At 71.0% G+C, this 12610-nt stretch carries 10 protein-coding genes; 3 read left to right on the plus strand and 7 right to left on the minus strand.

Annotated features, from left to right (window positions below; translation table 11 throughout):
- Positions 1-69: 69 nt before the first annotated feature.
- Positions 70-876: an ABC transporter ATP-binding protein gene (locus ACWGIC_RS33025; protein WP_452079825.1), complete on the minus strand. Its 807-nt coding sequence runs from the start codon at positions 874-876 to the stop codon at positions 70-72.
- The gene (locus tag ACWGIC_RS33030) at positions 873-1544 is read right to left on the minus strand and encodes a FadR/GntR family transcriptional regulator (protein ID WP_452079826.1); all 672 of its coding nucleotides are present in this window, start codon (positions 1542-1544) and stop codon (positions 873-875) included. Before ACWGIC_RS33030 ends, ACWGIC_RS33025 begins: the two co-directional genes overlap by 4 nt.
- A gap of 184 nt (positions 1545-1728) precedes the next feature.
- Here ACWGIC_RS33030 and ACWGIC_RS33035 point away from each other — a divergent pair, with 184 nt between their 5' ends.
- The gene (locus ACWGIC_RS33035) at positions 1729-3327 is read left to right on the plus strand and encodes a choice-of-anchor A family protein (protein WP_452079827.1); all 1599 of its coding nucleotides are present in this window, start codon (positions 1729-1731) and stop codon (positions 3325-3327) included.
- 61 nt (positions 3328-3388) lie between these two features.
- On the opposite strand, the gene ACWGIC_RS33040 is transcribed toward ACWGIC_RS33035, so the two are convergent.
- A complete protein-coding gene (locus ACWGIC_RS33040; RefSeq protein ID WP_452079828.1) occupies positions 3389-4585 on the minus strand; it encodes an FAD-dependent oxidoreductase in 1197 nt (398 codons plus the stop codon).
- Between the two features lie 90 nt (positions 4586-4675).
- Positions 4676-5287, minus strand: coding sequence for a TetR/AcrR family transcriptional regulator C-terminal domain-containing protein (locus ACWGIC_RS33045; protein WP_452079829.1), 612 nt, complete (start codon positions 5285-5287; stop codon positions 4676-4678).
- A gap of 59 nt (positions 5288-5346) precedes the next feature.
- Here ACWGIC_RS33045 and ACWGIC_RS33050 point away from each other — a divergent pair, with 59 nt between their 5' ends.
- Positions 5347-6762 carry an FAD-dependent monooxygenase gene (locus ACWGIC_RS33050; protein WP_452079830.1) on the plus strand — a complete coding sequence of 472 codons (1416 nt, stop codon included), beginning with the start codon at positions 5347-5349 and terminating at the stop codon, positions 6760-6762.
- On the opposite strand, the gene ACWGIC_RS33055 is transcribed toward ACWGIC_RS33050, so the two are convergent.
- Genes ACWGIC_RS33055 through ACWGIC_RS33065 form a run of 3 tightly spaced genes read right to left on the minus strand, consistent with a single transcriptional unit; the run spans position 6759 to position 10735 of the window.
- Complete coding sequence (locus tag ACWGIC_RS33055) at positions 6759-8861, minus strand: iron ABC transporter permease (protein WP_452079831.1); 2103 nt, start codon at positions 8859-8861, stop codon at positions 6759-6761. The two genes, ACWGIC_RS33050 and ACWGIC_RS33055, sit on opposite strands and share 4 nt — an antisense overlap.
- 4 nt (positions 8862-8865) lie before the next feature.
- Positions 8866-9876 carry an ABC transporter substrate-binding protein gene (locus ACWGIC_RS33060; RefSeq protein ID WP_452079832.1) on the minus strand — a complete coding sequence of 337 codons (1011 nt, stop codon included), beginning with the start codon at positions 9874-9876 and terminating at the stop codon, positions 8866-8868.
- 28 nt (positions 9877-9904) lie between these two features.
- Positions 9905-10735 carry an ABC transporter ATP-binding protein gene (locus ACWGIC_RS33065; protein ID WP_452079833.1) on the minus strand — a complete coding sequence of 277 codons (831 nt, stop codon included), beginning with the start codon at positions 10733-10735 and terminating at the stop codon, positions 9905-9907.
- Positions 10736-10923: 188 nt separating this feature from the next.
- Between ACWGIC_RS33065 and ACWGIC_RS33070 the strand changes: the two genes are divergently transcribed.
- A complete protein-coding gene (locus tag ACWGIC_RS33070) occupies positions 10924-12273 on the plus strand; it encodes an aminotransferase class I/II-fold pyridoxal phosphate-dependent enzyme (protein ID WP_452079834.1) in 1350 nt (449 codons plus the stop codon).
- Positions 12274-12610 lie beyond the last annotated feature (337 nt).

The raw sequence follows: 12610 nt of genomic DNA on the forward strand, positions 1-12610 counted from the left end.
GTCCGTGAAGGGGACCATGAGGGAATCAGATTCCCTCAAGGAGCCCTTCACGGACAGCGGGCGGCCGCGTCAGGCGACCTCGGTGGAGCGGGTGCGGGCGGCGCGGGCGCTCCACCGTCCGTCGTGCCGGTCCACCCGGATCGGGTGGCCGAACGCCCGGCTGATGCTGGCTGTGGTCACGGCCTGTTCGATCGGCCCGGACGAGACCACCGCGCCGTCTGCGATGAGCAGCGCGTGCGTCGTCGTCTCCGGCAGTTCCTCCAGGTGATGAGTGACCACGATCGAGGCGAGCCGGGGATGGGTCCGGGTCAGCAGGTCGATCGTTTCGAGCAGCTGCTCGCGGGCCGCGACGTCCAGGCCGGTGGACGGTTCGTCGAGCAGCAGCAGCCGGGGGTCGCTGATCAGCGCGCGGGCGATCAGGGCGCGGCCGCGTTCGCCCTGGGACAGCGTCGGCCAGCGTTCGCCGGCCTTGCCGTCCAGGCCCAGCAAGCCGATGAGCTCGTCGGCCTGCTCGGTTTGGGAAACGGTGGGCTGCCAGCGCGGCGGGGTGTCGATGCTCCCGGTGATCCCGGTCAGCACGACTTCCCGGATGGTGAGCGGCGAACGCAGCGGATGCCGCGGGTCGACGTGCCCGATGCTGCGGCGCAGCGCCTGCAGTTCGACCCGGCCGAGCCGTCCGCCGAGCACGTCGACGGTGCCGGCGGTCGGATGCGTGACCGCGCCGCAGAAACCGAGGATCGTGCTCTTCCCGGCTCCGTTCGGGCCGAGCAGCGTCCAGTGTTCGCCCGCCCGCACGGTCAGGTTCACGCCGTGCAGGATTTCCTTGCCCTGCCTGCGGAACACGACGTCGGTCAGCCGCAGCACGACCTCGCTCACGAAAGGGCCTCCTTCAAGGCGGTCAGGTGCGCCCGGCTCAGCTCCGCGGCGGCGGACGCGTCTTTGCCCGCGATCGCGTCGACGAGCGCCAGGTGCGCGGCTTGGTCTTCCTCCGGCGCGGTCATGGGCCGGGCGCGCAGCATGTCCGTCATCGCGCGGTGGACGCGCGGCACGAAACTGTCGAACAGTTCGATCAGCACGTCGTTGTGCGCGGCGACCAACACCGTGCGGTGAAACGCGGTGTCGGTGTCCACCAGGGTTTCGACGTCCGGATCGCCGATCGCGCGAGCGGCGAGCGCGCGGCGGATCGCGCGCAGGTCGGTCGGCGTCCGCCGGTGCGCGGCGAGGGCGGCGGCTTCTGCTTCGATGGCGATGCGCGCCTCGATCACCGCGCCGATGGTGGCGCGGCGCAGCACCGCGTCCCAATCCTCGGCGACGTCCAGCGCGGTCACGAAAACCCCGGCGCCCTGGCGGGAATCCAGCACGCCTTTGCCCGCCAATTCGCGGATCGCTTCGCGCACTGTCGAACGGCCGACGCCGAGCTGCGCGGCCAAAGTCGTTTCCCCGGGCAATTTGCGGCCGAGCGGCCATTCGCCGGCGCGAATGCGTCCCAGCAGGACTTCGGCGGCCTGCGCGGCGAGCGGATGCCGTTGCACGAGAGGGGACATCACCGGGGCTTTCTGGTCGGGCGGACGGGAGCGATGCTACTGCGGGACATTCGCGGAACCGGCTGTCGAGTGTGGAGCGTCACTAGTCTACTTGTCTGAGGAGCTCGAGATTTTCTGACCCGTTCGGGTGGGTTACGGTGTTTCGAGTGCCGGATCCGGGCCGCGCCGGGTGAGGATCGGCCGCATGCGTGCCAGGAAAATCGCCCTCCCGGGCGGAGCTATCGCCGCGGCGGTGTGCGCGGTGGCGTTCGTCGCCGGTCCGGGAGCGAGCGCCGCTCCGTTGCCCGGCGGTCTCGGCCCGTGCGTCGGCGACGCCTGCCCCGGCAAGTACCCGCCGGTCAACAACGGATCGTTCGCGGGACGGGACAGCGGCATCAACGTCTTCGCCGGCGGCGATTTCCTGGTGCGCGAAGCAGCGGCCGAGGCGGAAGGCCGGGTCGTCGTGCTCGGCGGCTTCGACATGGCGAAGCGGCCCGGTGTTTCCTCGATCTACAACGTCGGCGTCGTGGGCGTCGGCTCGCGGGTGCCCCCGCCGGACGGCAGCGACTTCCTCACCACCGGCAAGGACGTCACCGTCGCGCCGAACCAGCGGCTTCTCGCCGAGGACGGCGTCGTGCGGTACGGCGGCGCCGTCACCGGAACCGTGGTCGGCACGCTGAAACAGGACCCGAACGCGGCCGACCCGTACCAGCAGCTCCGGCCGCAGCTGCAGGAAGCCAGCACCTGCTACAGCAAGTCCGCGGCGACCGGGACGGCGAAGAACGAGGGCTACCGCACGCTGTTCACCGGCGACGGGAAGTCCGCGCTGCAGGTGTTCACCGTCGATTTCGACCTCACCGGACCCGGCGGCGGCCTGCAGGGCCTCGAATTCACCGGGATCCCGGAGGGTGCGACCGTCCTGGTGAACCTCGTCGGCGGCAACCGCGTGATCAACACCTACAGCGGCGACCTCGCCGACCAGGACCCGATCAACCGCCTGCGCGAGAAGCTGCTGTGGAACTTCCCGGACGCGTCGAAGGTGAAGATCGCCGGGCAGGCGCAGTTCCAGGGCAGCGTTCTGGTCGGCAACCCGGCCAGCGACACGACGGTCACCGCGTCGGGCACCAACGGCCGGTTCTTCACCGCGGGCAACCTGCTTCACACGTCCGACGGCGCGGCGGGCGGCCAGGAGTTCCACGCCTACCCGTTCACCGGCGACCTGCCGGACTGCGCGACCCCGACGACGACGCCCACGACGTCCACCAGCACGACGTCCACGTCGACCAGCGGCACCACGACGTCGACCGAGCCGACCAGCTCGACCAGCACCACCAGCACCACGACGTCGAGCACGGAGCCGACGTCCAGCACGTCGAGCACCACGTCGACTTCCTCCACGACGACTGAGCCGACGAGCACCACGTCGTCCAGCACCACGTCGAGTGCCACGTCATCGAGTGCCACGTCGACGACGTCCACCAGCTCCACGACATCCACCACCCCGACGGAATCCTCGACCGCGCCGACGAGTTCGTCCTCCAGCGCGACGTCCTCCAGCTCGCGGCCCACGTCCTCGGCCAGCAGCACGAGCCCGGCGACGTCCAGCTCGTCGTCGGAGGCACCGGCCCCCATCACCACCACGAGCGGCAACTCCGGCGGCGTCGCCCCGGGCACCGGCCCGTCCGGTCAGGGCCCGCTCGCCTCGACCGGCGCGGACATCCGCGGCTACCTGATCGGCGGCGGTGCGCTGCTGCTCATCGGCGGCGCGCTGGTGGCAGTGGCGGTTCGCCGCAAGCGCTCCTGACCCACGCAGTGAAGGACTCCTTGAGGGAATCTGATTCCCTCAAGGAGTCCTTCACGGACAGTCAGACGGGGGTGCGGGAGGCGCGGTACTCGGCGGCCCGGGCTTCGTAGGCACGGAGTTCTTCTTCCCGGTCCGGCACGTCCTGCTGGCCGCCGTCCGGTTGGTCGGCGAAGAAGCCCCGCAACGCCTCGTTCGAGTCGGCGGCGAGCTGTCCGGTGCGGGCGAACATCGCCGTTTCGTAGCGGGTCAACGCGGCTTCGACGGTCGGCTCCTCGTGCAGCGCGTGCGCCAATTCCGCACCGTCGAGCAGCGCCAGGTTCGCGCCGTGCCCGCCGAACGGGGCCATCGCGTGCGCGGCGTCGCCGAGCGCAGTGATGCCCGGGACCCGTTCCCAGGTCAGGGGAGCGGGCAGCGCGGTGAACGCGCGCGCCACGTAATCGCCGTCGTTGTCGGTCAACAGCGGGCGCACTGCTGAGCCCCAGTCGCGGAACTCGCGCAGCAGGAACTCTCGCACCGAAGCGCGGTCAGTCAGGTCGACGCCTTCCCGCGTGGCCCAGTCCTCTTCGGCGCGGAAGGCCACGTAACCGCGGATCACGCCGTTGCTGTTGCGCTGCACGATCACCGCCCGGCCGGCACCGTCGCTGGTGAACAACTGGCCGTCGCCGACCAGGGCCGCGATGCCGGGATGCCGGGTTTCGACATCGTCGAACCGGACATCCAAAAAGGACACTCCGAGGTATTCCGGCATCGCGTCGGTGAGGCGGCGGCGCACCTTCGACCAGGTGCCGTCCGCGCCGATCACGACGTCGGTGTCCACTGTGGACCCATTGGCGAACTTCAGGCGGTGGACGCCGTTTTCGGTCGTCAGCCCGGTGAGCTTGTGTCCCCAGTGGACGGTGCCGGGCGTGAGCTGTTCGTACAGCATGGTGCGCAGCTGGCCGCGGTCGATTTCCGGCGCGGCGGTGTCGTCGCCGGCGGGGGCGAACACCTTCAGCAGGGTGCCGTGGTGGTCGCGTCTGGTCATGGCTTGGCCTTCGGTGCGGGCCAAGGCGTGGAAGGCGGGCAGCAGCCCGGCGTCTTCCAGCGCGATCTGCCCGCTGTCGGCGTGCAGGTCGAGCGTGCCGCCGGGATCGCGTGCATCCACGGCGGCGTCGGCGTCGTAGACGGTCGCGGCGATGCCGTGGCCGTGCAGGACGTGTGCGGCGAGCAGCCCGCCAGGGCCGCCGCCGACGATCGCGATGCGCGGTGACTTTTTCATGGTCTTCCCCTCTCGTGCCGGTGGTCTGAACCCAGCATAAGTGGAACCATGCAAAAAGTGCAACTGTGCAACTTAGTGAGTCATTGCACTCTAGTTGGACGGCCGCTTCGCCTCCAGTCCGGCGAGCACGATCCCGAGCGCGTAGCCAAAGCTGTCGCCGACCGTGCTCCCGGCCGCTTGCCGTTCTCGCATCCCCTGTGCCATTAGCGGAAACGGGATGCTCTCGATCGTTGCCTCCAGATCGTCCGGCCAGGTCTGGTCCTCGACGGCGCGGCCGAGAATGAAGTGGATGTACACCCCGGCGCACCGGGTCGCGTCGGCGAGCGGGAACCCGGCCCGGTGCAGCACATCCACCGCTCGCTCGGCGAACTCGCCCAGCGAGCGGGCGATCCGGAGGTCCGCGCCGAGGGCGATCCGGGCACCGTCTCGATGGCTCAGAAGTGCGGCATGCAAGGCGGTGCCCGCTTGTTCCAGCCAGGACAGCCAAGGGGTGTCCCGCGGCGGGAGATTGTTCAGGACCGGGGCGACGAGGGCGTCGGCGAGGTGGTCGAGCAGGGCCCGCTTGCTGCTGAAATGCCAGTACAACGCGGGTGCCTTGACACCGAGCCCGGTGGCGAGGCGGCGCACGGTCAGCTTGTCGAGGCCGTCGGCGTCGACCAGGGCGAGCGCCGTCCGGACCGCGGCGGGGATCTCGATGGGCAAGGCGGTTGCCTCCTTAACTAGTTCAGGGCAGTCTAGTCTTTAACAAGTTAAGGAGAGTCATGGACGCAGACGTGGTGGTCGTCGGGGCCGGACCGGTCGGCCTGTTCCTCGCCGCCGAACTCCGGCTCGGCGGCATCCGGCCGGTGGTGGTCGAGCGGCTCGCGCAGCCCGCGACGGAACGGAAGGCGCGCGGTATCGGCGTGCTCGCGACGGAGGCGCTGACCCGGCGTGGTCTCGGACCGCAGCTGGCCGCAGCGCACGAGGAGGGAATGCGGGATTTCGAGCGCGACCACGGCAGTCCGCTTGGCCACTTCGCGAACATCCACAAACTCCTCCCGGACGACGAACGCCCTCGCACGCACATTTGGCAGCCGGAACTGGAACAGTTGCTCGCCGGACACGCGGACGCGCTCGGCGTCCCGGTGCGGCGGGCGCACCGGGTGACCGCGATTGAGTCTGATGTGGACGGTTTGACGGCGGTTGTCGAGACGTCGCAAGGAGAAGAGCGGATCACGGCGGCTTATCTGGTCGGCTGCGACGGTGGCCGGGGGAAGGTCCGGAGCTTCGCCGGGTTCGGCTTCCCCGGCACGCCGCCGCTGCTGCGGACGATCGCGGGCCAAGTCCGGTTCGAGGGGCCGGTGCCGCCCTCCGGGCGGTATTCCGGCGGAACGTTCATGCACGGCGGCGACATGGCTGGAGTCACCGAGCCTGCCCGCGACGGCGAGCCGGACGGTCCGGTCACCCCGGCGGAATTGGCGGCGGCGGTCCGGCGGGTGACCGGCGAGGACGTCGTCGTGGCGGAGGTGCGCGATTCCCGCCGGTTCGCCGACCAGGCGCGGCAGGCCGACGACTACCGGCGCGGCCGGGTTCTCCTCGCGGGCGACGCCGCGCACGTGCACTCGCCGAGCGGCGGACAGGGACTCAACCTCGGCCTGCTGGACGCGGCGAACCTCGGCTGGAAGCTCGCCGCGGTCGTGCGCGGGGAAATGCCGGATACGTTGCTGGACAGCTACTTCCGCGAACGCGGCCCGGCCGGCGCGGCGGTGCTGCGCAATACGCGGGCGCAATCGGCGTTGCTCGCGCCGGGGCCGCACGTCGACGCGCTGCGGGAGATTGTCGCGGAGCTGATGGAGCTGCCGCAGGCGAACCGGTACTTCTCGGAACTGCTGTCCGGAGTGACGCAGCGGTACGAATTCCCTTATCCCGCCGAGGAACCAGTCGGGCTGCACAGTCCGGAACAGTCTCTTGTGGACGATGAGGGCCGAGCCACCCGGCTGTCGGACCACACCCGCACGGGGCGGGGCGTGCTGGTGCTCGATCCGGACAGTCGTGATCTCGCCGCGCTGGCGGCCGGGCGCGTCGAGGTGGTGCCGGTGACGAATACCGAGTCGTTTTTGCTGCGTCCGGACGGGGTTATCGCCTGGGCTGGGGGAGAAGCCGAGTTGAAGGTCGCACTGGACACCTGGTTCGGCTAGGCGTTGGCGCGGCTCCGCCACAGCAGCCAGCCGAAGTACGGTGCCCCGATCAGCGCGGTCACCAAGCCTGCTGCGATCTGGGTCGGTGCGAGAACCGTGCGGCCCACCGTGTCCGCGACGCACACCAGCACCGCTCCCAGCGCGGCAGCCACCGGCAGCGAGCGCGCGTGCTTTGAGCCTACCAACGCCCGCGCGGCGTGCGGGGCGACGAGCCCGACGAATCCCAGCGCACCGACCGCACACGCAGCGGCGGCGGTGAGCACCGCGGCGAGTGCGGCGAACGCGAGGCGGGACCGGTCCAGCGGGACGCCGAGCACTCGCGGCACGTCCTCGTCGAGCGAGACCAGGTCGAGCGTCCGTGCGCTCGACAACGCGATCGGCAGCGCGATGACCAGGCACAACAGCACCGGCAGGACCTGGCTGAACTCCCGGCCGTAGGTCGATCCGGCGAGCCAGGTGAGCGCGAGGTGCGCGTTCCACGGCGAGGTGAGCACCACGACGAGCGTCGTGATCGCCTGAGCGCCTGCGCTGACGCCGATGCCGACCAGCACGAGCCGGTCCGACGACAACCCGCGCCCGGCCGAACCGCGGCCGGTGGCGAGCCAGTGCACGAGGGCGAACGTCGCGAAAGCGGCGGCGGTCGCCGCGCCCATCATCGGCCAGGTCCCGATGCCGGGTACCAGAAGCACGACGCTGATCGCGCCGACGCTCGCGCCCGGCGTCACGCCGAGCAGGCTCGGTTCGGCCAGCGGATTGCGGCAGATCGCCTGCACCAGCGAACCCGCGACGGCCAGTGCCGCGCCGCCGAGCAGCGCGGCGAGCATCCGCGGCCAGCGCAGGTCGAGCGCGAACGACACTTCGGTGCCGGACACCCCGCGCAGCCAGTTCAGGACGTCGCCGAGCAGCACGATCCGGTCGCCGAGCAGAAGCGCGGCGATTACCGCGCCGACGAGCGCGACCGCCAGCACGACGCCAGTCCCGGCGACCCAGCGGCGCGACCGGACGGTGCCGTGCGTGCCGCGTGCGGACGGGGTTCCGGACGGCTGCCGCCGCGCCAGCCAGACCAGCACGGTCGCGCCGGCGAGGGTCGTCACGACGCCGGTCGGCACCGCGACCGCTTTGTCGGCGGGAACGAGAGCGCGCAGCAGGACGTCCGCGGCCACGACGACCAGCGCCCCGGTCAGCCCGGCGAGCGGCAGCAACAGCGGATGCTTGCCTAGCCCAGGAACCCGCGCGGCCAGCAGCCGCGCGATCACCGGCGCGCACAGGCCGACGAACCCGATCGGCCCGGCGACGGTCACCGCGACCGCCGAAAGCAGCACCGCCACGACCACTGCGAAGGTGCGCGTGCGGCGCACGTCGATGCCCAGCACGCGCGCGTGGTCGTCGCCCAAGCCGAGGACGTCGAGCCGGTGCGCGAGCAGGAGAGTGGCCAGGACGCCGATCGCGATCACCGGTGCGGCAAGGGAAACCTGCCGCAGTCCGGATTGGACAGTCGTGCCGCTGCCCCAGCCGTACAGCCCGGCTGTCCGCTCCTGGAACAACATCAGCAGCACGGACGTGAGCGCGGTCAGCGCCAGCGCGATCGCGGACCCGGCGAGCACGAGCCGGGCCGCTCCGCCGCTGCTGCTGCGCGCGACGAGCAACACCAGCCCGGCCGCCGCGAGTCCGCCGACGAAGGCGACGATTCCGTTGACGTAGAAGGGAAGCGAGATGCCGAACGCCGCGACGCCGACGACCGAGACGTACGCGCCGGCGTTGACCGCGAGCGTGTCCGGCGAGGTGAGCGGGTTCCGCGCCACCGATTGCAGCACGCACCCCGCGAACCCGAGCGCCAGCCCCACGAGCAGCGCCGCGGCCAGCCGGGGGAGCCGGCTGGCCACGAGCACCGCCACCGCCTGGCTGCGCGCGTCGTCGTCCGTGCCGGGGAAAACGGCGCGGAGGAGTTCGCCGAGCCCGACGTGCGACGTGCCCTGGAGCAGGTGCACGGCGGACAGGACGAGCAGCGCGACGATCCCGCTGAGGAAGACGACGGACGCGGTGAGCCGCGGCTTGCGCGAGGCGAGCGGCCGGGCGGGTGCGGGGGCTGGTGCGGTCATCTGATCAGCGCGTCAACGCGCCGGTGAGCGCGTCCACGTAGGCGATCGCCGACTTCGGGCCGCCGAACATCCAGATGCCGTCCGGGATCCGGTGCAGCTTCCCGGCCTTGACGAACGGCAGCTGCTTCCACACCGCGTTGCCCGCGAGGTCCTGGGCGAAGACGTCGGCTTCGGAGGCGTTGGCGGCGTAGACGAAGGACGTGGCCGGATCGGTGATCTTGGTCAGGCCTTCGACGTCGGTGGAAGCGAGGCCGTACACCTTGTCGCCCTCGCCGGTCCACTGGTTGGCGGCGCCGAGCTCGCTGGCGACGCTGCCGAGGAACGAGCCCTTCGTGTACATCCGGACGGTGACCGTGCCGGACGTCGAGTAGCCGTCGGCCATGACGAACTTGGCCCCGGACTTGCCCGCGTCGGCCAGCTTCTTCTTGCCCTCGGAGACCTTGGCGTCGAAATCGGCGAGCAGCTTGCGGCCCTGCTCCTGCGTTCCGGTGGCCTCGGACAGCGTGGTCACGGTCTTGCGCAGGTAGCCGATCGGGTCGGCGGAATCGGAGCCGCGCAGCGTGAGCACCTTCGTCTGCTTCGACAGCTGCGCGATGACGTTCTCCGGCAGGTCCGTGGTGGTGACCACGAGATCCGGGTGCAGCGCGGCGATCGCGTCGAGGCTCGGCTCGCCGCGGGTGCCGACGTCCGGAGTGGACGCGGCGAGCGGCATGACCTTGTCGTAAGTGTTGTAGCCCTTGACGTCCGCCGCGCCGATCGGCTTCACGCCCAGCGCCAGCAGGTTCTCGGTGAGGCCCCATTCCAGCGACACGATCTTGGCGGCGGGCGCGGGCAGGTCGACCTTGCCGCGCTCGTCGGTCAGGTGGACCGGGCCGGAGGGCTTCGCGGTGGCGGCCTGGCCTTGGTCCGCGGGGGCTTCGGTGGTGCCGCAGGCGGCGAGCGCGACCGTGGCGAGCACGGCTGCCGCGGCCGTCAGGACCGTTCTGCGGGCAGGACGAGAGAACACACTGGACACGGGGTTTTCCTTCGAACTAGGGGATGGGTCAAGCTGAGCGGACCGGCCGCGGCCGGGCGGTGTGCCGTCCGACCGGGCGCGTGCGGACGCGCCCCTCGTCGTCGACGTGGACGTCGATGCGCAGGCCGTAGACGTCGCTGAGCAGATCGGCGGTCAGCACGTCGGCCGGGCGGCCGGTGGCGCGCACGGCGCCGCGGCACAGCAGCACCACCTCGTCGGCGACGGCGGCGGCCTGGTCGAGGTCGTGCAGCACGACGCCGACCGCGACGCCGTGCACGTCGGCGAGGTCGCGGACCAGATCGAGCGTTTCGATCTGGTAGCGCAGGTCCAGGAAGGTGGTCGGCTCGTCGAGCAGGACGACGCCGGTGTCCTGGGCGAAGCAGGTGGCCAGCCAGACGCGCTGGAGTTCGCCGCCGGACAGCTCGTCGACCGGGCGCTCGGCCATCGCGTCGACGCCGGTGTGCCGCATGGCCCGCTCGACCAGCTCCGGGCCCTCGGGGTCGCCGGAGCCGAAACGGCCGCGGTAGGGATGGCGGCCGTAGGAGACGACGTCGCGCACGCGCACGCCGCCGGGCGTGGGGCGCGACTGGGTCAGCAGCGTGACGTGGCGGGCGAACTCCTTGGGGGACAAGGCGAGCGCGTCTTGCCCGGCCAGGGCGACGTCGCCGGCGGTCAGCGGGTGCAGCCGGGCGAGCGAGCGCAGGAGCGTCGATTTTCCGGAGCCGTTCGGGCCCACCAGGACGGTGACCGCGCCCGCGCGCAGGACGATCTCGGCGTCCTGGACCACCGGCTTTCCGCCGTAGCCGAGCGCGAGCCCGGTGCCGGCGAGCGCCGGTGCTTCCGGCCAGGAGTGACTCATGAAGGTTAGCCTAACCTGATCGAGTGAAATTCTGAAAGCGCCCGCACCGGCGGTGTCGGACGTCACGGGCGTTTTGTACCGGCCCCGCCCGCCAGGATGTGAAACGCCTTTGCCGCGACTCGTCGCCGCTCTAGCTTCTGATCGGGTCAGAGGTTTTCGGATTTCCGGGTGACGAGGGGAGCCGGTGCGTGGCCACGGGCGAACTCGCGACGACGACGCTGCCAGTCGGGGCAAGCTGGCTCGGGTCCCGCATCGGCGAGCGCACCGCGCGGGGCGTGGCCGGGACGGTGTCCGGCCTGATCCGCGAGGGGGAAGTGCCGCCCGGCACGCGGCTGCCCACCGTGCGGGCGCTGGCCGCGGAGCTTTCGGTCAGCCCCACGACGATCGCCGAAGCCTGGTCGCAACTGCGCGCGGCCGGGTTGATCGGCACCGGACGGCGGCGCGGCACGATAGTGCTGGAACCGCCCTCGAGCCCGCCGCCGGAGCGGGCGTTTTCCGGCTGGCAGGCGGTCGATCTGGAACACGGCCTGCCGGACCCGGGACTGCTGCCGCCGCTGGAGGACGCCGTCGCGGCCGGTGTCCACACGGAACGGTTCGGCGGGCCGGTCAAGAACTCGATCACGCCGCAGCTGCGCGCCGCGGTGAAGCCGACGTGGCCGTTCGCCGCCGAATCGTGGACTGTCGCGGCCGGCGGTCAGGACGGGATGATGCTGGCCTGCCAGGCGGTCGCGCGGCCGGGCGACGTGATCGCGCTGGAAGCGCCGACCACGCCCTGGTTGCGCGAGCTGCTGCGCCGGTCGCGGATCCACGTGGTCCCGGTGCGTTGCGACGAGAACGGGCCGGTGCCGTCCTCTTTGGCCGCTGCGCTGGAACACCGTCCGGTCGCGTTCGTCTACCAGCCGCGCGCGCAGTCGCCGCTCGGCCATTCGGTTCCGGCGGACCGGCTAGCGGAACTCGCCGCCGTACTGTCCGAAGAGGACATCGCGGTGATCGAGGACGACGACTTCGGGCCGTTGGCTTCGGCTCCGTCGTTGAGTCTCGGTGCGCAGCTGCCCGGCCGGGTGCTGCTGGTGCGGTCGTACTGCACGGCGTTCGGGCTTGAACTGCGGAGCTGCGTGATCGGCGGTTCGCAGGCGCTGGTGGAACGGGTGCGGCAGCAACGCGGGCCGGGAACGGTGTGGTCGAGCCGGATTCTCCAGGACGCGCAGGCGTTTCTGCTGACCGACCCCGGCAGCGCGGAACTGCTGAACCGGGCCCGGAATCGGTACGCGCACCGGCGGGCGGCGCTGACGGAAGCGTTGCGGGAACACGGGATTTCGGTGCGGGCGCGGGACGGGCTGACGTTATGGGTGCCGGTTCCGGAGGAATCGCGGACGTTGATGACGTTGGCGGCCAACGGGGTTTCCGCCGGGTCGGGGACCCGCGCGGGGAATCCGGGGACGCCGCATATCCGGGTGGCTACCGGGCAGTTGCCGGACGATCCGGCGTTGGTGGCGGACCTGGCCCGGATGATCGCCCGGGCGGCTCGGCGGCCTTGAGGCCTGTTGTGGACGGATCTGTTCGGGTGCCGCTCATTGGACCGCATGCTGCGCTCGATCCGGAGGCGGTCTGACGTCGAGGCTGATGTGTCGGAGAGACGGGATTTGGCCACTTCCACGGTGCCGGGCCCGCTTTCTGTCCACTTTGGATTATTGAGTGAGCGCATGGCGGCAACGCATCAGGTTGTGGAAGGCGTACTCGCGGATTGACGCGATGCGGTTGTCTGCCTTGTCGGCGTTGATGACGGGTTGGGCGTGAACGACCGCGCGGTTTTCACGGTCGCCGCGACCTGCTGGGGCGGCCTGTCCGGCAGTTCTGTCCTGCGTGGAGTGCGCG

The organism is Amycolatopsis sp. NPDC054798 (genome assembly GCF_053611505.1).

Excerpts from the sequence above, each read along its gene's own strand:
- ACWGIC_RS33030 (WP_452079826.1), bottom strand. The coding sequence starts at position 1,544 with ATGTCCCCTCTCGTGCAACGGCATCCGCTCGCCGCGCAGGCCGCCGAA.
- ACWGIC_RS33035 (WP_452079827.1), top strand. The coding sequence starts at position 1,729 with ATGCGTGCCAGGAAAATCGCCCTCCCGGGCGGAGCTATCGCCGCGGCG.
- ACWGIC_RS33040 (WP_452079828.1), bottom strand. The coding sequence starts at position 4,585 with ATGAAAAAGTCACCGCGCATCGCGATCGTCGGCGGCGGCCCTGGCGGG.
- ACWGIC_RS33050 (WP_452079830.1), top strand. The coding sequence starts at position 5,347 with ATGGACGCAGACGTGGTGGTCGTCGGGGCCGGACCGGTCGGCCTGTTC.
- ACWGIC_RS33055 (WP_452079831.1), bottom strand. The coding sequence starts at position 8,861 with ATGACCGCACCAGCCCCCGCACCCGCCCGGCCGCTCGCCTCGCGCAAG.
- ACWGIC_RS33065 (WP_452079833.1), bottom strand. The coding sequence starts at position 10,735 with ATGAGTCACTCCTGGCCGGAAGCACCGGCGCTCGCCGGCACCGGGCTC.